Raw genomic sequence first — 21,237 nt, forward strand, 5'->3', positions numbered from 1 at the left:
TGAGGCGGCGAAAAGGGGTTCAAGCTTTGCGGGTAAGCGAGTGACGCGTCTCGACCTTCTGGCCAGTTGCGCGTTGACGGCGGCGTTCCTGTGCGGGCTATCGGGCACGGCCGCCGCGCAGGATCTTCAGGACCGGCCGGTGCCGCCGCCCGCCCCCGAAGTCGCGGCGGATCCGGCGCCCGGCACGGTCGCCGACGACCAGGTGAACTTCAACGCCGGTACGCTGGAATATGATTATGAAGGCGATGTCGTCACCGCCACGGACGAAGTCCGCATGTTCCGCGCGGGGCAGCGGTTGCGCGCCGACAAGGTCGTTTGGGATCGCAAGACCGGCAAGGTCGTCGCGACCGGCAACATCGCGGTCACCAGTCCGGAAGGCGATACCGCATACGGCGATTCGATCGAGCTCACTGATTCGCTGAAGGACGGGCTGGTGGACAACATGCTCGTCGTGCTGGAGCGCGGCGGTCGGTTGGCGGCGGACCGCGGCACTCGCTTCGAAGACGGCACCATTTCGCTGGATCGCGCCGCCTACACCGCTTGCTCGGTGGTGGACTCCGACGGCTGCCCCAAGGAGCCGACGTGGAAGGTAACGGCCGTCAAGGTTACGTACCGCCCCGATCGTGAGCGCGTCTACTACACGGGCGGACAGGTTCATCTGTTTGGCCTGCCCTCGATCCCGCTGCCGAAATTCTCGCACCCGATCGGCGAAGGCACCGCCAGTGGCCTGCTGACCCCGAACGTCAGCTATGATCGCGTGAACGGATTCGAGGTCGCAACGCCCTACCTCTTCCGGCTCGCACCCAATCGCAAGCTGACCGTTACGCCGCACGTCTATTCCGATGTGCTTCCGATGCTCGAGGCCAATTACGAGCATCTGAACGAACTCGGCGCCTTCAGCATCACCGGCTACGGCACGGTGAGCCGCCGCAGCGATGATCTGTCCAGCGGGTTCACCTCGACAACCGAACAGGCGTTCCGCGGCTACTTGGACGGGGTCGGGCGATTTCAGCTGGATGAGAACTGGAGCCTCTCCGGCTCGCTGCGGCTCGCCACCGATCGAACCTTCCTGCGCCGCTATGACATTTCCAAGGCCGATCGCCTGCGAACCACCGTCGCGTTGGAGCGGATCGATCGGGACAGCTATTTCTCTCTCGCCGGCTGGGCCACGCAGACCCTGCGCGTGGGTGAGCGGCAGGGATTTCAGCCGATCGCGCTGCCCGAGCTCGACTATCGCCGTCGCACCACCGAAGACCTGCTGGGCGGTACCGTCCAATTTCAGTTGAACACGCTCGCGCTCGGTCGAAAGGCCGGACAGGACACGCAGCGCGCCTTTGCCAGCGCCCGATGGGATCTGCGCCGGCTGACCAACTGGGGACAGGAAGTCACCTTCACGGCCTTCGCGCGCGCCGATGCCTATAACACCAACGATACTGCCGCGACCGAGATCACCAGCTATCGCGGGGTCGAGGGCTTTCAGTCGCGCGCCATCGGGTCCGTGGCGGTCGACGTGCGCTGGCCGTTCGTCGGCGCGCTGATGGGCGGGACGCAACGGATCACGCCGCGATTGCAGATCGTCGCCTCGCCGAAGATCGAGAACCTCGATCTGCCAAACGAGGATGCGCGCGCGATCGACCTTGAGGATTCGAACCTCTTCGCGCTGAACCGCTTCGCCGGTTATGATCGTTGGGAGGATTCCTCGCGGGCAACCTACGGCATCGAATATGATCTCGATCTGCCTGGGTTCAGCCTCTCGGCCAATATCGGCCAAAGCTACCGTCTGGATAATCGGGCAACGATCCTTCCGTCGGGCACCGGGCTCAGCGATCGGTTCTCCGATATCGTCGGCCGCACCACGCTGCGCTTCCGCGACTTCGTATCGCTGACGCATCGTTACCGGCTCGACAAGGATGGGCTGGCCGTCCGCCGCAACGAAGTCGACGCCACCGTCGGATCGCGCGATACCTATCTTCTGGTCGGCTATCTTCGCCTGAACCGAGACATCGTGGATCTGGAGGATCTGCAGGATCGGGAGGAAATCCGGGTCGGCGGACGCGTGCAGTTTGCCCGCTTCTGGTCGGCTTTCGCGTCGGGCCTCATTGATCTTACCGATCGCACCGATGACGTTTTCTCGCTGGCCGACGGCTTTGATCCGATCCGCCATCGTCTCGGCGTCCAATATGAGGACGATTGCCTCACGCTCGGTGTCACCTGGCGCCAGGATTACCGGACCACCGGCGACGCCCGGCGCGGCAGCAGCTATTTGTTGACGCTGGCCTTCAAGAACCTCGGGCGCTAAGCCTCGGTTCAGCTACAAGAATGCAGTGCCGGGCCGGCAGCAACGGCGCGCAAGATGGGATTCCTGAACGAGTGACGACGATGGGCAACAAGGCGCTGCGGTTCGGCCGCGTCGCGGGCATGGTGCTGGCGCTGGCCGCCGCGGGCGCAGCCACGGGGCAGCAGGCAGATCCGGCGACGGTGGCTGACCAGTCGCTGCCGGACAATACCGGGCTGAACATCCCCCAGAATCTGGAGATCTTCGGCACCGTCGACCCGAACGTGCGCAAGGCGACGGCGATCGTGAACGACAATGTGCTGACCCGCACGGATGTGGATCAGCGCGTGGCCCTGATCCTTGCCGCGAACAATGTTCAGTTGAAGGCCGAGGAGATCGATCGACTGCGCCTTCAGGTGCTGCGTCAGCTGATCGACGAGGTGCTTCAGATCCAGCAGGCGAAGACCGCTGAGATCACCATCACCGATGATGAGCTGAATCAGAGTCTCAACCGCATCGCCGGCAACTTCGGCCGTACCCCGGAACAGTTCCGCGTGTTCCTGCGTGAACAGGGCTCGTCCGAACGCTCCATCAAGCGCCAGATCGAAGGCGAGCTTGCATGGCAACGCTATCTGCGACGCCGGGTCGAGCCGTTCGTCAACGTCGGCGACGAAGAGGTGAAGGCGATCCTCGACCGGCTCGAGGCAGCCAAGGGGACGGACGAGTTTCACCTGAACGAAATCTATCTGTCCGCCACGCCGGATCGCACCGAAGAAGTCTATGGCGCGGCGCGTCAGTTGATTGGTGAGATCCAGAAGGGCCAGGCGCCGTTCGGCTATTTCGCCCGCAACTTTTCCGAAGCGTCGACGCGCGGCGTGAACGGCGATCTCGGCTGGGTCCGCGGGGCACAGCTCCCGGCGGAGCTGGCGGAAGCGGCCGGCCAGATGCAGGTCGGCCAGGTCGTCGGCCCGATTCCCGTGCCGGGCGGCTTCTCGATCCTTCACCTGGTGGACAAGCGCCAGGTGCTCACGGCCAACCCGCGCGACGCCCGTCTCAGCCTGAAGCAGATGACGATCAAGTTCCCGCGCGGCACTACCCAGGCGCAGGCGAGTCAGCGGACGGCCAGCTTCGCTTCCACGCTGACCAAGCTTCAGGGCTGCGGCTCGGTGGAAAAGGTCGCTGCCTCGATCAATGCCGAAGTGGTGCAGAACGATGCGATCCGCATTCGCGATCTGCCCGCACCGCTGCAGGACATCATGCTGAACCTCCAGGTCGGCCAGGCAACGCCGCCCTTCGGCAATCCGGACGAAGGGGTGCGCACCCTCGTCCTTTGCGGACGGGACGATACGGCATCGGCCCAGCTTCCCGGCTCGGAGCAGATCCAGAACCAGCTGGAGCAGCAGCGCGTCAACCTGCGTGCGCAGCAGGCCCTTCGTGACCTGCGTCGCGACGCCATCGTGGAGTATCGCTGAGATCTCGGTCGTGTCGCCTCTCGCTGTTTCCATGGGCGATCCGGCCGGCATCGGGCCGGAGGTGATCGCCAAGGCCTGGGCCGCGCGCAACGCCGCGGCGCTTCCCCCCTTCTTCGCCGTCGGCGACGTGCGCGCGATCGAGCGGGTGTGGAAGGGCCCGGTCGCCCCGATCACCGATCTGCGGGAGGTGGAAGGCGCGTTTGACGCGGCGCTCCCGGTCCTGACCGTGGAGGATGCCGGGGAGATCGTGCCCGGCCGCCCGGACGCTGACGGTGCGCGCTGCGCGCTTCATTCGCTGGAACTGGCAGTCGGGCTCGCGCGATCGGGCGCAGCCTCCGCCCTTGTGACCGGGCCGGTTTCCAAGGCGCAGCTCTACGGCATCGGCTTCAGCCATCCGGGGCAGACCGAATTCGTTGCCGAGCGCTTCGGTGTGTCGAAGGAAAATGCCGTCATGATGCTGGCCGGCCCGTCGCTGCGGGTGGTGCCGATGACGACGCACGTTCCTCTGGTGCAGGTCGCCTCGCTGCTGACGATCGAACTGGTGGTCGCCAAGGGCCGTGCCACCGCGCGGGGGCTGCGTCGCAATTTCGGCGTGGAGGAGCCGCGTCTCGCCTTTGCCGGCTTCAACCCGCACGCAGGCGAATCCGGCACGCTGGGCCGCGAAGAGATTGAGGTGCTTGAACCGGCCATCGCGCAGCTGCGGGGGGAAGGCATCAACGCCATGGGGCCGTTTGCCGCGGACACCATGTTCCATGATCGCGCGCGCGAACAATATGATGCGGCGCTCTGCTGCTATCACGATCAGGCACTGATCCCGCTCAAGGCGCTGCATTTCGATGAAGGCGTCAACATCACGCTCGGGCTGCCCGTCGTGCGGACCTCGCCGGATCACGGCACCGCCTTCACCCTTGCCGGACAGAACAGGGCGGAACCGGGCGCGACGATCGCCGCCATCGCCATGGCCGCCAAGGCTGCCGCGATGCGCGCCGCCTGTCCCAACCTGTGACGGATCTGCCGCCGCTGCGCGACGTGATCGCGCGGCATGGTCTCAGCGCCTCCAAGGCGCTGGGCCAGAACTTCCTCTTCGACGCGCAGCTTCTCGCCCGCATCGCCCGCATTCCTGGCGATCTGGACGGCGCGGAGGTGCTGGAGATCGGGCCCGGCCCCGGTGGCCTCACGCGGGCGCTGCTCGCGGCGGGGGCGAGCGTCACCGCGATCGAGCGGGACCGACGCTGCATCCCGGCGCTCGCTGAACTCGGCGAAGCGTATCCCGGCAAGTTAAAGGTGATCGAAGGCGACGCGCTGACGATCGATCCCCGCCCCCTGTTCGCCGGCAAGCCCCATATCGTTGCCAACCTCCCCTATAATGTCGGTACGGCGCTGCTGGTCGGCTGGTTGTCCGCGGAATGGCTGCCTTGGTGGCGATCGCTCACCTTGATGTTTCAACGTGAGGTGGCCGACCGGATCGTGGCGTCGCCCGGCACGGACGCTTACGGGCGCCTCGCGGTGCTGGCCCAATGGCGCAGCACGCCGCGCATCGCCATGCCCGTCCACCGCTCTGCCTTCACCCCGCCGCCAAAGGTGATGTCGGCAGTGGTGCATATCGAGCCGTCTGAAGCGCCATCCGGCGTCGCCCTGGCAAAGCTGGAGGCGCTTACCGCAGCCGCCTTTGGTCAGCGGCGCAAGATGCTGCGGCAAAGTCTGCGTGGCGTGCCCGGCGCATTGGCCGCGCTGGAGGCTGAGGGCATCGATCCCACCCGCCGGGCGGAAACGGTAAGCGTGCCGGAGTTCCTGGCCCTCGCGCGCCATCTCAGCACCTGACGACGCGCGCTACGCTGCCAAACAGTCGGTCTGAGTTTTTGCGATTGGGAGGCCGGCATGATCCCCCCGGTCCTCCGGCCTCCCGCTCGCCCGGCCACGCAGCCGCTACCGCTAGGTCGCTCCCTTCTCGACCCCGCGATCACCCGCACGGCGCGCCACATGACAGATGCGGAGCCGGCCCCCTTGCACAGCTCCGCATCATTTCCGTCGCAACGTCCCCCCGTTTTGGTCCGTCTCGACGTGTCGCGCCCTCAGAGGCATCGGCCTAATGCCTAGGGCGTGTACCGGGTGTTATCCGGGAAATACCCGGTAAGTCATCGCGGTACCGGGTATTTCCCTGCTTGGCCGTGATGCTCCCGCACGCCAACGACATGTTTCGCGTTTTCCGTGCTAGATGCAGGGTTTACGCTACCTGTTTGGGGGAAAGGACCGCGTTTCGGAAATCTATGGCCAGCGGCGCGCTCCATGACGATGAGGTACGCTCAGCCTCGCGGCGTCTCGTTTTGGCGCTTCCGCGGGGGCGTGCGCGCGATGTGGCGCTGCTGGCATTGTACGCGCTGGGCTTCGTTCTTACCCACAGGCTTGCCGCCGCCTGGGATGGTGACGGCTATTATTCGCTCTGGTTTCCGGCTGCCGGGGTGCGCTTCGCGCTCCTTTGGCGCGCCGGCGCGCGCCTCACCCTGCCCGTCGCCGCCGTGGAACTCGGCATGGATCTGCTCACCGGCGCGGTGGTGCTCACCCGTTCCGACTGGTTCATGCTCGTGTCCGCCGTGGTCCGGCCGGTATTTGCCTATGGCCTGATTGTCTTTGTCACCCGTCGCCTGCTGCGGGGGATGGAGAGCCGCGGCGTCATGTTTACGGCGCCAATGCCGTTCGCCGTGGCGGCTGTGTTGGCGCCGATCGCCGCATCGCTTGCGGCCATTCCACAGGCGCTGCTCCGCCCGGATCTGACCGGCATCACCGATTTCCGCGCCATGGTACTCTCGCTCAATGCCTTTGCCATTGGCGATCTGCTTGGCGTGCTCCTGGTTGCCCCGCCCCTGCTTTGGGTAGCGGATCACATCAGCGGGAAGAACCGCTTCACCATTCGTCATCGTAGCGCGCCCATCCTGATTGAAAGCGCGTCGGTGTTGGGGTTCGGTATCCTGCTCGGGGTCGGGCTCGCCTGGGTCGGGCTGGGGCTTCAGCCGGCGCCGGTGCTGGTGGCGATCGCCTGGGTTGGCCTTCGCCTCGGCCGGTTCGGTGCCTGGTGCGCGCTGCTCATCGTGGCGACCATTGTGCTGCCCTTCACGGCCACGGAAATGTCGACGGCCGCCCGCCTGAACCTTCACCTTGGCCTCGCTACTTTGGTGGTGACGGGGTATCTGGCCGGCAGTTTTTCCGATGCGCAGGCGCGTGCGCGCGAGGCCCTGGCCCGGCGTGACCGCCTGTTGTTCCAGGCCGAGCGGCTGAAGACGCTGCGCGCCATGTCGGTGGCGGTGATCCATGAGATTTCGCAGCCGCTCTCCACTCTCTCGATCGAGGCGCGTCACCTGCACGAATCGGCGGAGAACGCGCCGCCGGAAGTCGTCGCCACCGCTGCCCTGATCCATGCGAAGGCGACGCAATTGTCGGAGCTCGTGCGGCGTCTGCGCCGCTATGGCGGGCGCGCGGTTGATGAGCCGACGCCGCTGCCGGTCAGTGCATTGATGGACAGCGTCCTTGCACTGGCTCGTCCGGAGATCTCCGCGGCGGGCGTCGGTTTGGCAGTCGGCCGGGTTGACAGCAATCTGATCGTGCTCGGACAGGAAGTGGAACTCGCCCAGGCCATGATGAACCTGATCCGCAACGCCGCGCAGGCATGCGGAACGGGTGGCGAGGTAAGCCTGGTGGTGGAACAGGAAGGCGAAACCGTGCGCCTCTGCGTCGAGAATGGCTGCGCGCCAGGCCGTTCCTCCCAGCCGGGGATGGGCGTGGGCACGATGATCGCGCGCGCCATTGTCGAGGCGCATGGCGGCACGCTCGTCCGCGCCACGGAAAAGAACGGGCGGGTGCGCGCTACCATCACCCTCCCCTTGGTGGGGGAGCCGGCGTGAGCAAAGGTGATACCGTTTACGTCGTTGATGACGATCCCGATCTGGCGGCCAGCGTCGCGCGCCTCCTGCGGCGGCACGGTTATGCCGCCGAACCGATCCTTGATCCGATTGATCTGCTTCATGTCTATCTGGATGCGCCGGCGCACTGCATCGTCACTGATGTGATGATGGGGGATCTGGACGGCTTCGGGTTTGCCGATCGCGTTCGCGTTCTCGATCCGGACGTGGCGATCGTCTTCATGACCGCCTGGCCCACCACCGCCAACGCCGTCGATTCCGTGCGGCGTTATGGCGGGCTGGATTACCTGGAAAAGCCGATCGACGAGGATCGCCTGCTCGCCGCCATCCGCGAGGGCGTCGTGTGGAGCCGCGACCGGCGCGCCGTCAGCGCCCGGACCGCCAGCCTGACGCCGCGCGAACGCCAGGTTTTCGATCTTCTTGTGCAGGGGCATCCGAACAAGGTCGTCGCCGACCGCCTCGGCCTGTCACCCAAGACCGTCGAGGATCATCGCGCATCCGTCCTCGCCAAGACCGGAACGACCGGTCTTGCCCAGCTCATCGCCTTGTCAAAATGAGTTCTTCATCATGACTGCTTCTGTCGCGACACCGCCGCATCAGCGCGGAGATGAGATGCTGATCGAACTGGCGATCCTTGGCGTCCTTGCCGAGCGAACCGAGGTCTATCCCTCGCATCTCGTCGGAGAATTGCGTCGTCGTCTCCCCTGCGTCGCTGGGGAGGAGGTCCGCCCCGTCCTTGAACGGCTCTGGCAGGAAAAGCGCGTCGCGCGCCTGTGGCACCGCTATTTGCTGCCTGGTCGGGTGCCGGCCGTGCGCAAGAAGTGGCTGGAGATGATCGACCGTCGGCGCGAAGATCTGGAGGCGCTTGAGTCTAACGAGAATGGCTATGTCGAAGGGCGCGCCGCCCTGCTCGGCTGGGACGGATGGCACGTGGGGAATGTCGATGCCTGATCGCGACTACGGGCACTCGGCGGTCAGGCGCTTCGGAGCATGTTAGCCATATGACGAGGCGCACCAAGCGGCACCACCGACCATCAGGGCAAAGGCCGCATCGGCGGCGCCTGCCCGCCGCTTAGTTCTTGGCGGGCACCTGCTTGGTCGTGTTGGCCTGGGCCGTGGCGACCGGCGGCCCCTTGGCGATGGTGGCGGCAAGCGTCGTGGCCTGCGGGCAGGAGGCTTTGCACAGCACCTTCACCCGCGCGAGATTCTCCTTGGCCCGCGCAACGGCGCCCTTGGCGACCAGCGCCTCACCCTGGCCTGTCAGCGCGTCCACGTCGTTGGGCTCGAGCAGCAGCGCCTCGCGGTACAGGCGGATCGCCTTGCCCGGCAGACCCCGCCCCTCCGACAACTCGGCCAGGACGATGAACGCCTGGCGATTGCGCGGGTCAACAGCCACCGCCGTCTCCAGCAGGTCGATGGCGGTGTCGACATTGCCGGCGGACCGGGCGGCCTTGCCCTGCTGCAACAGCGCGAGCGACTTGGCATCGATCTGGTCATCGGGACGTTGGCCGTGAAGCGATGTCGAGATTGAAACCATCGCGAGCGCAGCGGCTACGGCGACTGACGTGTAACGCATCAAGGGCTCCAGCTTCGGCACGGCAACGTACCGGTTAGCACGGCGCCACCAGACGCGCGACGAAAAAACCGTCACTTTCGTCTTGCGCCGGCGACAGACGGACACCGGCACCGTGCGGCACCCCCATCGGCAGCGCCGGTGTGGACGCCTTCCAGCCCGGATGCCCTGAGAGGAACTGCTCCGCCTGGAGCGTGCCCTCCGCATCGAGCAGCGAGCATACCACATAGACGATCGACCCGCCCGGTCGCACCAGTGGCGCAGCCAGCTCCAGCACATGCGCCTGTGTCGCCGTCAGCCGCTTCAGCCGTTCGGGCGTCAGCCGCCACCGCGCCTCGGGATTGCGCCGCCATGTGCCCGTTCCGGAACATGGCGCGTCCACGAAGACCACATCAGCGGCGCCGGCAAGGTCGCCAAGTGCCTCGGCCTCCTTTCCGGGGTTCAGCAGCCGGGTCTCGACAATCGTCAGCTTCGCCTTGTCGGCGCGTGGCGGCAGTCGCGAGAGCCGCGCACGGTCGACGTCGCAGGCGATGATCCGCCCGGTTCCGCTCATGGCGTCAGCCAGCGCAAGCGTCTTGCCGCCAGCACCGGCGCACAGGTCGACCACCGTCATGCCGGGCCTCGCCTCCGCGGCCAGCGACACGACCTGGCTTCCCGCATCCTGCACTTCCGCCACCCCGGCAAGCGGAGCGACATCTGTCCCGGCAGGAAGCCGCCAGCCGCGATCCAGACCGGCGATCGGCTGTGCGTCCGGAAACGTCGACAAGGCCTCGCCCGCGTCCACGTCGCTACGGATCCGGATGTCCAATGGTGCCCGGGCCACCAGTGCAGGCCAGGAGGCTGCGGGCAGGCCGGATTGCTCCAATTCCCGCCCAATCCATGCCGGAACCACACCGCTTACGGCCACCGGTTCGCCCTGTTGGATCGCCGCGGGACCATGCGGTGATCCATCGAACCGCGCGGCAATGTCGGGATCTGTCTCGGCCAGCAGCAGCATCGCCGCACGTCCGCTCGGCGGCCGTTCACCACATTGGCGAATGGCCGCATACACCAGTTCCCGGACTGCGCGCCGATCCTTCGATCCCGCATAGCGCCGGGTCGCGAAGTAGCGGGCGATGAGCGTATCAGCCGCAGCGCCTGCCTCCTGCGCGGCGGCGATGATGGCGTCGAGCAGTTCGATCGCCGCCTGGGTGCGTGCCGCAGGTGTCATGCTGGCTCAGCGCGTCGGATAATTGGGTGCCTCCCGCGTGATCGTCACGTCGTGGACGTGGCTTTCCTTCAGCCCCGCACCCGTGATCCGCACGAAATTTGCCCGCTCACGCAGGTCAGCAAGCGTGGCCGACCCGGTATATCCCATGGCCGCCTTGATGCCGCCAACCAGCTGGTGGATCACGTCGCGTGCCGGCCCCTTGAACGGCACCTGGCCCTCGATCCCCTCGGGCACGAGCTTCAGCTGGTCCTTGATCTCGCCCTGGAAATACCGGTCCGCCGAGCCACGCCCCATCGCGCCCACGCTTCCCATGCCGCGGTAGGATTTGTACGCACGCCCTTGATAAAGGAAGGTTTCGCCTGGTGCTTCCTCGGTACCCGCCAGCAGCGATCCTACCATGCAGGTCGAGGCGCCGGCGGCCAGTGCCTTGGCAAGATCGCCGGACGTGCGCAGGCCGCCATCCGCGATCACCGGGACGCCACTCGCCGCGGCAGCCTCGGCGCAGTCCAGCACGGCGGTCAGCTGCGGCACACCCACACCTGCAACAACGCGGGTCGTGCAGATCGAGCCAGGGCCGATCCCGACCTTGATGCCATCCGCGCCCGCATCGATCAGGGCACGCGTCGCCTCACCGGTCGCGACGTTCCCCGCGACGACCTGAACGGAGTTGGACAGCTTCTTTACGCGCTCCACGGCACGCGCCACGTCGCGGTTGTGGCCGTGCGCCGTATCGATCACGACCAGGTCGCATTCCGCGTCGACCAGCGCCTCGGTGCGCGCAAACCCCTTGTCGCCCACCGTTGTCGCGGCCGCGACGCGCAAGCGGCCGGCCGCATCCTTCGTCGCATCCGGATAAGTAACGGCCTTTTCAATGTCCTTGACGGTGATCAGGCCGACGCAGCGGTAATTGTCGTCAACGACGATCAGCTTCTCGATGCGGCGCTGGTGCAGCAACCGCCGCGCTTCTTCCTGCCCCACGCCGACGCGGACGGTGGCAAGATTGTCCCGGGTCATCAGCTCCGACACGGGCTGCATCGGGTTCTCCGCGAACCGCACGTCACGGTTCGTCAGGATGCCGACCAATTTGCCGTCCGTCTCCACCACCGGAATGCCGCTGATCCGGTTCTGCGCCATCAGCGCCTGCGCCTCGGCCAGCGTGGCCTGCGGCGTGATGGTGATCGGATTCACCACCATGCCGCTTTCGAACCTCTTCACCTGCCGGACCGCCGCGACCTGCTCTTCGACGGTCAGATTGCGGTGGAGCACGCCCATCCCGCCGAGCTGCGCCATGACAATCGCCATGTCCGCTTCGGTCACCGTGTCCATTGCCGAGGACAGGATCGGGATGTTGAGCGCGATGTCGCGCGTCACTCGCGTTCGGGTATCCGCCTCGCTCGGCAACACCTCGGATGCAGCCGGAACGAGGAGAACGTCGTCGAAGGTGAGGCCGAGCCGAATATCCATGAAGTGCCGTTTCCGTGTCGCGCAGGAGTGGCGGGCCATGTAACCGCGACAGCGACGATCCGCTAGGCCCCCTCGCCCGCCCCTGCTAAGCTGGCCCTAATCTGGGGAGGAAAGTTCGCGCATGGCCATTGCAACCGCCACGCTGATTCTGGCTATCGTGCTGCTCTATCTGCTGACCAGCATCAAGATCGTACGCCAGGGCTACCAATATACGATCGAGCATTTCGGCCGCTACACGACGACGGCCACGCCGGGCTTCAACTTCTATCCCGCCTTTTTCTATCGCGTTGGCCGACGCGTGAACATGATGGAACAGGTGATCGATATCCCCGGTCAGGAGATCATCACCAAGGACAATGCGATGATCTCCACCGACGGGGTCGTCTTCTTCCAGGTGCTGGACGCCGCGAAGGCCGCTTATGAGGTGTCGGATCTCTACGTCGCGCTGCTGCAGCTCACGACCACCAATCTGCGCACGGTCATGGGTTCGATGGATCTCGACGAGACCTTGTCGAAGCGGGACGAGATCAACGCCCGGCTGCTCAGCGTGGTGGATCACGCCACCACCCCCTGGGGCGTCAAGATCACGCGGGTGGAGATCAAGGACATCCGTCCCCCGGCCGATATCGTCAACGCGATGGGTCGCCAGATGAAGGCCGAGCGGGAAAAGCGCGCGAATATCCTTGAAGCCGAAGGCATGCGCGCATCGGAAATCCTGCGCGCCGAGGGTCAGAAGCAGGCGCGCATCCTGGAGGCCGAGGGGCGGCGCGAGTCGGCCTTCCGCGATGCGGAGGCTCGCGAGCGTGCCGCGGAAGCGGAAGCCAAGGCCAGCCACGTCGTGTCTGCCGCCATCGAGAGCGGTGGAACGCAGAGCCTGAACTATTTCATCGCCCAAAAATATGTGGAGGCGGTTGGCAAGTTCGCGACCAGCCCGAACGCGAAGACCATCCTCTTCCCGGTCGAGGCGACTCAGCTGATCGGCACCCTTGGCGGTATCGGCGAGCTGGCCAAGGCGACGTTCGGCGACAAGGCATCCGATCCCGCGCTCCCGACCAAAGCATCGGTGCCGCAGGTCCGCACGGAGCCGAAGCAATGACCCTCGCCGGCCTCGCACTGAACGCTCCCGTTCTGTGGCTCCTCGTCGCGGTGCTGCTTGCCGGTGCGGAACTGGCGCTGCCCGGTGTATTCCTCGTCTTCCTCGGCGTGGCGGCGGCGATCGTATCGGCGGCCACCTTCATCCTGCCGGACCTGCCGATCGCGGCCCAGCTTGGCGCATTTGCGATGTGGAGCGTGGTGGCGGTGCTGATCGGCCGCCGCTGGTATCTGGACTATCCGGTGGACACGAGCGACCCGCTGCTGAACGACCGTTCGCGGCGACTCGTCGGCGAAACGGTGATCGTCGCGGATCCGATCATCGCCGGACGTGGCCGCGTGCGGGTCGGTGATGGCGAATGGCCCGCGGCCGGGCCGGATGCGCCGACCGGTGCGCGGATGCGGATCATCTCCGTCGCCAGCGGAATCGTGGTGGTCGAACCGGCCTGATCAGGCGAAGCGCTGAGAGGGCAACGCATCACTCTCCGCAAGCGAAAGCAGCCGGTGCTTGGGAAGCGCTTCGGGCATCTCATCGCGGATGAATGCGAGCATCGCCTCACGGATGTCGCAGCGTAGGTCGAAGGCGGTGGGCGCATCCTTCGCCGTGGCGAGAACGCGAACCTCGATCGCGTCCGGCTTGGTATCGGTTACCTGAAGCACGAAGGCGCGTCCGTCCCAGCGCGGGTTGGCGCGGACCACCTCTTCGTACCGCGCGCGAAGTCGGGGAATGTCGGCGGTTGGATCCAGCCAGAAGAAGGCGCTTCCCAGAAGCTTGCTGGTGTTTCTCGTCCAGTTCTGGAACGGCATTTCGAGGAAGCGGGATACCGGCACGATCAGCCGTCGCTCGTCCCACAGCGCCACCACGACATAGGTCAGCCGGATCTCCTCCACCTTCCCCCATTCCCCCTCGATGATCAGAACGTCATCGATGCGGATCGGCTCGGTGAAGGCGAGCTGCACCCCCGCGATCAGGTTCTTCAGCGCCGGTTGAGCGGCCGCGCCCACCGCCAGGCCAGCAAGACCGGCCGAGGCCATCAGCGTGATGCCGACACTGCGGATGCTCGGGATGGACAGCAGCATCAGAGCAATCGTGACCATGGACACGCCGATGATGACGATCCGGCCCAGGATCGCCGCACGGGTGCGCCGCCGACGCGCGCGCAAATTGTCTTCAACCGCGATATCGTAGCGAAGCTCGATGGCGCGGATATACACCTGCACAACGGTGACGATCAGCCATCCGAGAAGGCCGGGCACGACGAACCCAGCGATCATCTGCCAAAGATCGTCGGCCCATTCGGGCAGCACAAGAAAACGCCGCGCGACGGCCAGCGCAATCGCAACCACGATCCAGCGCATCGGTCGGGCGGAAAGGGCGAGGACGGCGTCGTCCACTGAATCGGGCGTCCGCGCGGCCAGGCGGCGGCCAACCGCCATAAACGCGGCATGCAGCGCCAGCGCCAATACCACGGTTCCGATCACGATCGCGGCGTTGGCGACCATGTTGGGGATTTCCCAACCGCTCCAATACGCATCCATGCGGACGTAAAGAACATAGGCGGCAGGATGTTCCGCCGCACTGCACCATGACGGATGCAAGTCGGACCGACGGCGAACCACAAGCCGGCATTGAGCCGATCACCCGTTTGCACTAACGCCGTTTCATGACGGCAACGATCGCGCTCGTCGATGACGACCGCAACATCCTCACCTCCGTTTCGATCGCGCTTCAGGCCGAGGGATTCCTCACACGCGTATACGCCGATGGCGAGACCGCGTTGAAGGCGTTGGTCGACAATCCACCCGATCTCGCCATCTTCGATATCAAGATGCCGAGAATGGACGGGCTTGAGCTGCTGCGCCGCGTGCGTGAGCGCAATCAGATCCCGGTCATTTTTCTCACCAGCAAGGATGACGAGCTGGATGAAGCGCTTGGCCTGGCGATGGGTGCGGACGATTATATCGCCAAGCCCTTCAGCCAGCGCCTGCTGATCGCCCGTATCCGGGCGATCCTGCGCCGCACCGAACTGGCGCAGACGACCGAAGCAGGCGAGCCGGAGGCCGCCGCTCCGATCGAGCGCGGGCGCCTGTCAATGGATCCTGCACGTCACCGTGTGACTTGGAACGGCGAGCCGGTGACGCTGACGGTCACCGAATTTCTGATCCTGGAAACGCTCGCGCAGCGACCGGGCATCGTGAAGACGCGCAACCAGCTGATGGATGCGGCGTACCAGGACGACATCTACGTCGACGATCGAACAATCGATTCCCACATTAAGCGTGTGAGGCGCAAGTTCCGCCAGGTGGATCCCGCCTTTGATGCCATCGAGACCTTGTATGGCGCCGGATATCGCTTCTCCGAAGAGTGACGCCAACGATCTGACGCTGCGATGGTCCGGCCGGGTATCGCTCACGCGGCGCATCCTGGCGGTGAACATCTTCGCGTTGCTGTTGCTCGCGGGGGGCTTCTTCTACCTCGATAGCTACCGCACGCGGATCCTCGACAGTCGTACACGCCAGGCCATGCAGGAGGCTCGACTGATCGCCGAGGCGGTGGGCGTCGTGCCTGAAGAGCGGCGGGAACAGCTGATGCGGCAGCTCGCGCGCGATACGGGCACCCGAATTCGCCTGTTCTGGCGCAATGGCGACCTTCAGGCGGACAGCAGGGCGCTGGGCGAGCGGAACTTCCTGCTGCGCGATCCGGACAAGGACGGGCTGGGGCAGAGGATCGCACGCTTCCTCGACGCCGGGATCGATACGGTGGTCGGTGCGACACGCCCTCCCCTTTACCGCGAGAAGACGAGCGGCATCGCCTGGACAGATGTGCGCACCGCGCTGGGCGGATTTCCTTCGGCAACGGTGTGGCGAGCGCCCGATCGCACGCCCGTCATCACCGCGGCTGCCCGCGTGCCGGGCCGCGACGCCGCCATCATGACCGCGGTGAACGCCCGCGACATCACCCAGACCGTCCGGGTCGAGCGCTTTCGCCTCAGTGTCGTGCTTCTGGTCGTGACGCTGGTCTCGGTTTTCCTGTCGCTGTTCCTGGCACGAACGATCGTCCGGCCGTTGCGGCGACTGGCGCGAGCGGCTGTCCGCGTCCGGCTGGGCCGCGCGCGGGAAGTGGTCGTGCCTCGCCTGCCGGAACGTAAGGACGAGATCGGGCTGCTGGCGCGCGCACTATCCGACATGAGCCTCGCCCTGCGCGCCCGGATCGACGCCACGGAAGCTTTCGCCGCGGACGTGACGCACGAGCTCAAGAACCCCCTCGCGTCCCTGCGCTCGGCCGTTGATGGCCTTGGCAGCGTGCGCGATCCCGTCCTTCAGGAGCGTCTGCTCGCGATCGTTCGCGATGACGTTCATCGCCTTGATCGCCTGATCAGCGACATCTCCGAAGCCTCGCGCCTGGATGCGCAGCTCAGCCGCGCGAAGTTCGAGCCGGTCGATGTCGTCGCCGTGCTCCACGGGATCATCGCCGAGCGCGAGGAGCGCCGGCTGGAGCGGGGCATTCGGCTTCGTCTCGATCATGAAGAAGGCGCGCCCCTCCTTATTTCCGGTGAAGGGGCGCGGCTCGAACGAGTGTTCGAGAACCTCATCGACAATGCGGTGTCATTCTCGCCGGACGGTGGCCTGGTTTCCATCGCCGCGCTCGCCAGCGGCGACAAGCTGGAACTATGCTTCGAGGACGAAGGTCCGGGCGTACCGGAAGATGCGCGCGAATCGATCTTCCGCCGCTTCCACTCCGTACGGCCAAGCGGGGAGGATTTCGGCCAGCACTCCGGTCTCGGGCTCGCGATTGCACGCACGATCGTGGAGGCGCATGGGGGCTCCATTCACGTGGAATCGAGGGAAGATCGCTTGAGCGGCGCGCGCTTTGTTGTTCATCTCCCGCTGATCTCGCGGGCGTAAAGTGAGCGCGCACGCCACTATCCACGCGTCCACAGTGGCGATCGATGGCCGGGCCGTCCTGCTGCTCGGCCCGTCGGGCAGCGGCAAGTCTGACCTCGCCCTGCGCCTGATCGATCGCGGAGCCGTCCTCGTATCCGACGATTACACGCACATCGCGGCGTTCGGCGACACGCTCGTGGCGAGCGCCCCCTCCACGATCGCCGGCCGTATCGAGGTTCGCGGCCTCGGCATCATCCCGATGGAACATGTTGATGGAGTTCGGGTAGCTTTGGCTGTCCGGCTGCAGGATGGGCCGGAGCGGATGCCGGAGCGCCAGTTGGAGCCATTCGCCGGCATCGCCGTTCCTGTTCTGTCACTCGATCCGCGCCCGGCCTCCGCCCCGCTCGTCATCGAACATGCCCTGAGACACGATCTGCCATGAACGCTCCCTCGGAAATCCTGCTGGTCACCGGCATGTCGGGCGCCGGCAAGTCGACGGTGCTGAAAACGCTGGAGGATCTCGGGTGGGAGGTGGTCGACAATCTCCCGCTGAGCCTGCTTGATCGCTTGCTCGGCACTGATGCCGCCATTGGCCAGTCCGAGTTCGCGCGCCCCCTCGCCATCGGCATTGGCGCCATGACAAGGGACTTTGATGCTGCGGCCATCGCGCGCCAGATCGATCGCCTGCGCGAAGTAGGCCGGCAGGAGATCGATACGCTGTTTCTCGATTGCGCCACCGACGAACTGGCCCGCCGGTATGACGAGACGCGACGACGGCATCCGCTCGCCGCGGACCGCCCGGCGCGCGAGGGCATCGCGCAGGAGCGAGAGCTGCTCGAACCCCTCAGGCGCTGGGCACCGCGGCTCATCGATACGAGTCGCTATACCAGTGCCGAGCTGGCACAGCAGATCCGGCGCACCTTCGCGCAGCCAGGGCTCAGCGAGCCGGCCGTCTCGGTCATGTCCTTCGGCTTTTCCCGGGGTTTACCACCAGATGCGGATCTGGTTTTCGACATGCGGTTCTTACGTAATCCGCACTGGGTTCCACATCTGCGCCCGGGCACCGGGCAGGACGAGGCGGTTGCCGCTTATGTGTCACAGGACCCCGCATATGAGCCGGCGGTCAGCCGCATAGAGGAGCTACTTCTGCTCCTCCTCCCCCGCTATCGCGCTGAAGGAAAGTCTTATATAAACATTGCGGTCGGCTGTACCGGCGGGAGACACCGGTCGGTGCATGTAGCAGAACGGATCGCAGCACGGTTGCGCACTGCGGCATTTTCGCCCAGGGTCACGCATCGTGATCTTGCGGCAGTGCCGCAAGATCGGCTCGAGGGACGGCCTGACGGGCAATGAACGGATTGACGACGCAGATGATCGGGCTTGTGCTCGTGACGCACGGCCGGCTGGCCGATGAGTTCGTGACGGCGATGGAGCACGTGGTGGGCCCGCAGAAGCAGGTTCGCACCGTGGCGATCGGGCCGGATGACGACATGGAAGCACGCCGGGCGGACATTCGCTCCGCCATAGCGGAGGTGGATAGCGGTCGCGGGGTGATCGTCCTGACCGACCTGTTCGGCGGCACGCCCTCGAACCTGGCGATCTCGCTGATGGAACGCGGCAGGATCGAAGTGATCGCCGGCATCAACCTGCCGATGCTGATCCGGCTTGAATCTGCGCGTCGGAAGATGGGCGTTGCGGCCGCAGTGGCGGCAGCGCGTGAAGCGGGCCGCAAGTATATTTCCGTTGCCTCCGAGGTGCTCGGGGTGGGAGAAGCCGCCGCGTGATGGTATCCCGCGACGTTCTCATCTGTAATCGGCGTGGCCTGCACGCCCGCGCCAGCGCGAAGTTCGTGACGCTCGCCACCCAACAACCACTGACGGTTCAGGTCGCCAAGGGTGCCTCCACGGTCACCGGCACCTCGATCATGGGTCTGATGATGCTGGGGGCCGCGAAAGGTGACACGATCACCATCAGCGCACAGGGCGGGGAAGCCGAAACGGTCGTGGCCGCCATGTGTGCGCTGGTGGAAGCCAAGTTCGGCGAAGACTGACCAAGGCAATGCCTCGTATCATTACCGCCTTCTCCAATCCGCTGGTCAAGCGCATCCAGGGACTGCGTGAAAAGCGGCACCGCCGCGAGGAAGGCATGTTCGTGGCCGAGGGGCTGCGCATCCTGACGGAGGCGCGGGAGACCGGGCGCCTGCCGCAGTTCCTTTTCTACACGCCGGCCAGCGCGAACCATCCGCTGGTCACGGCGCTCGTCACCGAAGTGGAACGTGCCGGTGGTGAGGCGATCGAGACATCCGATGCGATCCTTTCCAAGCTGTCCGGCAAGGATAATCCGCAATCGGTCGTGGGCGCCTTCACCATGTTCGACACGCAACTGGAGGCGCTGGACAGGGCGGCGAGCCCGATCTGGCTGGTTGCCGAGCGGCTGCGCGATCCTGGCAATCTGGGCACCATCCTCAGGACCGGCGATGCGGTCGGCGCTGGCGGGCTGATCCTGATCGGCGATTGCGTCGATCCTTTCTCGACCGAGGCCGTTCGGGCAAGCATGGGCGCCCTGTTCACGGTGCCGCTCGTCAGGACCACGTGGGACGCGTTCCTGCCGTGGCTCCGATCCGGCCCGGGACAGCTGGTTGGCCTCAGCCTCCGAACGGACAATCACTATCGCGCCGCCCCTTATGCCGCGCCTACGTTTCTGCTCACCGGCAACGAAGCGCAGGGCCTTCCGGCCGACATGGAAGACCAATGCGATTTGCTGGTCAAAATGCCCATGCTCGGAAAGGCTGACAGCCTCAACGCCGCCGTTGCAACGGCCGTGATGGCGTATGAGGTCCTCGCCCATTCGGACAATCAAAGGCTGTCGCAGTGACTGAAATGCTCGATCTTCCCTATCGTCCCTGCGTCGGCGTGATGCTCTTGAACCGCGATGGTCAGGTGTTTGTCGGTCAGCGTCTCGATACCACGCTTGAGGCGTGGCAGATGCCGCAGGGCGGGATCGATCCGGGTGAGGATCCGCGCGACACGGCCATTCGGGAGCTCGGCGAGGAAACCGGCATCAGCCCGCAACTCGTTGAGCTCGTCGCCGAGGCACCCGGAGAGTTCCGCTACGAACTCCCCCCGGAGTTGATCGGGAAGGTGTGGAAGGGCAAGTATCGCGGTCAGGTACAGCGCTGGTACCTGTTCCGCTTTCTCGGCCGGGACAGCGATATCCACATCCAGACCGCGCACCCGGAATTTCGTGCATGGCGTTGGGCCGAGCCAAAGGACCTGACGTCGCTGATCGTTCCGTTCAAGCGCGCTTTGTATGAGGAAGTGCTGGCGGCATTTTCAGCTCATCTCGCCTGAGCCACCGTCCATCCGCCGCTTCTTCTCCTCCTCCCTTACCGTGAGTAGCGGTTGACCGTGATCATCGCCCTGCTTCTTGCCTCATCAAGCTTGCCGGGCGACGGGTCCGGTACGGACGCCGCCGATCAGGTGCGGATCCCGCCGCCGATCCGCGCCATGCTGGATGCCGCGATTGCTTCAGGCAACGAGGCGGAGGTTTCCACGATCGTCAAATATGCGCGCGCCGCTGATCCGGCGAGTGGGGATGCGGTGCTTCGTATCGCCGACGAATGGCGCGCCGTTCGCGCGAAGGATCGTGAAGTCCGCATCGTTCGTGCGGGTTGGACCGATCTGTGGACCGGGCGCGCGGAGTTGGGCGGCTTCATCAGCACCGGGAACACGAGCACGGCGGGGGCCACGGGCATCCTCGATCTCACGCGCGAGGGGCTGGAGTGGCGGCACAAGCTGCGCGGCCAGGCGGACTTCCAACGTAGCCTCGGGATCACCACGCGCGAGCATTACCTCGCGGCCTATGAGCCGAACTGGAAGATCGACTCTCGCCGCTATGTTTATGGCGCGCTGCAATATGAAAGCGATCGGTTCTTCGGCTATTCGGATCGTTACTCGGCATCGGCCGGTGCGGGCTACAGTGCGGTGCAGACACGCGCACTGACCCTTAATCTCGAACTCGGACCGGCGTTCCGGCACACGCAGTTCACCGATGCCACGATCGAGAGCAGCATCGCGGCACGTGGCAATATCGATCTGGATGTGAAGCTGTCGCCCGGCCTCTCCGTAAGCCAGGACGCCTCGGCCTACCTGCAGCGATACAACTCGACCGTCAGCAGCACGACAGCGCTTGCCGCAAAGCTGGTGGGCCCCCTGTCAGCGCAGATCAGCTACACTGTTCAATATGAAAGCGAGCCGCCGGTCGGGCGCGTCTCGACTGACACGACCAGCCGGGCCTCACTCGTCTACACCTTCTGATCAGATGTCCTGGCTGACGAGGCGCGGCCGTCATCG

At 65.5% G+C, this 21,237-nt stretch carries 22 protein-coding genes; 18 read left to right on the plus strand and 4 right to left on the minus strand.

What is annotated here, in order from left to right:
• Nucleotides 1–40 precede the first annotated feature (40 nt).
• The 7 genes from BMX36_RS04180 (at nt 41) to BMX36_RS04210 (ending at nt 8,612) form a co-directional block, all read left to right on the plus strand.
• Nucleotides 41–2,299 (plus strand): LPS-assembly protein LptD, encoded by a 2,259-nt coding sequence (locus tag BMX36_RS04180; RefSeq protein WP_093063767.1) that lies wholly within the window; start codon nt 41–43, stop codon nt 2,297–2,299.
• 80 nt (nt 2,300–2,379) lie between these two features.
• Entirely contained in the window at nt 2,380–3,747 is a 1,368-nt protein-coding gene (locus tag BMX36_RS04185) for a peptidylprolyl isomerase (RefSeq protein WP_066780444.1), read from the plus strand.
• A gap of 1 nt (nt 3,748) precedes the next feature.
• Nucleotides 3,749–4,753 (plus strand): 4-hydroxythreonine-4-phosphate dehydrogenase PdxA, encoded by a 1,005-nt coding sequence (gene pdxA / locus BMX36_RS04190; RefSeq protein WP_093065214.1) that lies wholly within the window; start codon nt 3,749–3,751, stop codon nt 4,751–4,753.
• Nucleotides 4,750–5,568, plus strand: a complete 819-nt coding sequence (rsmA, locus tag BMX36_RS04195; RefSeq protein WP_093063768.1) for a 16S rRNA (adenine(1518)-N(6)/adenine(1519)-N(6))-dimethyltransferase RsmA — start codon at nt 4,750–4,752, stop codon at nt 5,566–5,568. Before pdxA ends, rsmA begins: the two co-directional genes overlap by 4 nt.
• Nucleotides 5,569–6,071: 503 nt before the next feature.
• Entirely contained in the window at nt 6,072–7,643 is a 1,572-nt protein-coding gene (locus tag BMX36_RS04200; RefSeq protein WP_256210651.1) for a sensor histidine kinase, read from the plus strand.
• Complete coding sequence (locus tag BMX36_RS04205; protein ID WP_093063769.1) at nt 7,640–8,218, plus strand: response regulator transcription factor; 579 nt, start codon at nt 7,640–7,642, stop codon at nt 8,216–8,218. Before BMX36_RS04200 ends, BMX36_RS04205 begins: the two co-directional genes overlap by 4 nt.
• 10 nt (nt 8,219–8,228) lie before the next feature.
• Nucleotides 8,229–8,612 carry a hypothetical protein gene (locus BMX36_RS04210; protein ID WP_143058507.1) on the plus strand — a complete coding sequence of 128 codons (384 nt, stop codon included), beginning with the start codon at nt 8,229–8,231 and terminating at the stop codon, nt 8,610–8,612.
• Between the two features lie 121 nt (nt 8,613–8,733).
• Here BMX36_RS04210 and BMX36_RS04215 read toward each other — a convergent pair whose 3' ends face one another.
• The 3 genes from BMX36_RS04215 to guaB are packed head-to-tail and all read right to left on the minus strand — an operon-like array spanning nt 8,734 to nt 11,908.
• Entirely contained in the window at nt 8,734–9,237 is a 504-nt protein-coding gene (locus tag BMX36_RS04215) for a tetratricopeptide repeat protein (RefSeq protein WP_066780488.1), read from the minus strand.
• Between the two features lie 34 nt (nt 9,238–9,271).
• Complete coding sequence (locus BMX36_RS04220; RefSeq protein WP_093063771.1) at nt 9,272–10,444, minus strand: RsmB/NOP family class I SAM-dependent RNA methyltransferase; 1,173 nt, start codon at nt 10,442–10,444, stop codon at nt 9,272–9,274.
• A 6-nt stretch (nt 10,445–10,450) separates the two neighbouring features.
• Nucleotides 10,451–11,908 carry an IMP dehydrogenase gene (gene guaB / locus BMX36_RS04225; RefSeq protein WP_066780432.1) on the minus strand — a complete coding sequence of 486 codons (1,458 nt, stop codon included), beginning with the start codon at nt 11,906–11,908 and terminating at the stop codon, nt 10,451–10,453.
• Between the two features lie 121 nt (nt 11,909–12,029).
• Here guaB and BMX36_RS04230 point away from each other — a divergent pair, with 121 nt between their 5' ends.
• Both BMX36_RS04230 and BMX36_RS04235 read left to right on the plus strand, forming a co-directional pair.
• Complete coding sequence (locus tag BMX36_RS04230) at nt 12,030–13,004, plus strand: SPFH domain-containing protein (protein ID WP_093063772.1); 975 nt, start codon at nt 12,030–12,032, stop codon at nt 13,002–13,004.
• On the plus strand, nt 13,001–13,450 hold the full coding sequence (locus BMX36_RS04235) for an NfeD family protein (RefSeq protein ID WP_066780428.1): 450 nt from the start codon (nt 13,001–13,003) through the stop codon (nt 13,448–13,450). The genes BMX36_RS04230 and BMX36_RS04235 overlap by 4 nt, the downstream gene beginning before the upstream one ends.
• On the opposite strand, the gene BMX36_RS04240 is transcribed toward BMX36_RS04235, so the two are convergent.
• Nucleotides 13,451–14,503, minus strand: coding sequence for a mechanosensitive ion channel family protein (locus BMX36_RS04240; RefSeq protein WP_231731852.1), 1,053 nt, complete (start codon nt 14,501–14,503; stop codon nt 13,451–13,453). It lies immediately after the preceding gene.
• A 161-nt stretch (nt 14,504–14,664) separates the two neighbouring features.
• Here BMX36_RS04240 and BMX36_RS04245 point away from each other — a divergent pair, with 161 nt between their 5' ends.
• Genes BMX36_RS04245 through BMX36_RS04285 form a run of 9 tightly spaced genes read left to right on the plus strand, consistent with a single transcriptional unit; the run spans nt 14,665 to nt 21,201 of the window.
• Nucleotides 14,665–15,369, plus strand: a complete 705-nt coding sequence (locus tag BMX36_RS04245; RefSeq protein WP_066780424.1) for a response regulator transcription factor — start codon at nt 14,665–14,667, stop codon at nt 15,367–15,369.
• Nucleotides 15,338–16,906 (plus strand): stimulus-sensing domain-containing protein, encoded by a 1,569-nt coding sequence (locus BMX36_RS04250; protein ID WP_093063773.1) that lies wholly within the window; start codon nt 15,338–15,340, stop codon nt 16,904–16,906. Before BMX36_RS04245 ends, BMX36_RS04250 begins: the two co-directional genes overlap by 32 nt.
• A gap of 1 nt (nt 16,907) precedes the next feature.
• On the plus strand, nt 16,908–17,327 hold the full coding sequence (locus BMX36_RS04255; protein WP_093063774.1) for an HPr kinase/phosphorylase: 420 nt from the start codon (nt 16,908–16,910) through the stop codon (nt 17,325–17,327).
• Nucleotides 17,324–18,238, plus strand: coding sequence for an RNase adapter RapZ (gene rapZ / locus BMX36_RS04260; protein WP_093063775.1), 915 nt, complete (start codon nt 17,324–17,326; stop codon nt 18,236–18,238). The genes BMX36_RS04255 and rapZ overlap by 4 nt, the downstream gene beginning before the upstream one ends.
• A gap of 17 nt (nt 18,239–18,255) precedes the next feature.
• Nucleotides 18,256–18,669, plus strand: a complete 414-nt coding sequence (locus tag BMX36_RS04265) for a PTS sugar transporter subunit IIA (RefSeq protein WP_066780483.1) — start codon at nt 18,256–18,258, stop codon at nt 18,667–18,669.
• Nucleotides 18,669–18,935, plus strand: coding sequence for an HPr family phosphocarrier protein (locus BMX36_RS04270; protein ID WP_093063776.1), 267 nt, complete (start codon nt 18,669–18,671; stop codon nt 18,933–18,935). Before BMX36_RS04265 ends, BMX36_RS04270 begins: the two co-directional genes overlap by 1 nt.
• Nucleotides 18,936–18,943: 8 nt before the next feature.
• A complete protein-coding gene (locus BMX36_RS04275) occupies nt 18,944–19,759 on the plus strand; it encodes a TrmH family RNA methyltransferase (protein ID WP_093063777.1) in 816 nt (271 codons plus the stop codon).
• 5 nt (nt 19,760–19,764) lie between these two features.
• The gene (locus tag BMX36_RS04280; RefSeq protein WP_371262857.1) at nt 19,765–20,235 is read left to right on the plus strand and encodes an RNA pyrophosphohydrolase; all 471 of its coding nucleotides are present in this window, start codon (nt 19,765–19,767) and stop codon (nt 20,233–20,235) included.
• Nucleotides 20,236–20,292: 57 nt separating this feature from the next.
• Complete coding sequence (locus BMX36_RS04285; RefSeq protein WP_331710407.1) at nt 20,293–21,201, plus strand: DUF481 domain-containing protein; 909 nt, start codon at nt 20,293–20,295, stop codon at nt 21,199–21,201.
• Nucleotides 21,202–21,237 lie beyond the last annotated feature (36 nt).

Origin of the sequence: Sphingomonas sp. OV641 (assembly GCF_900109205.1) — a bacterium.
Lineage (GTDB): Bacteria > Pseudomonadota > Alphaproteobacteria > Sphingomonadales > Sphingomonadaceae > Sphingomonas.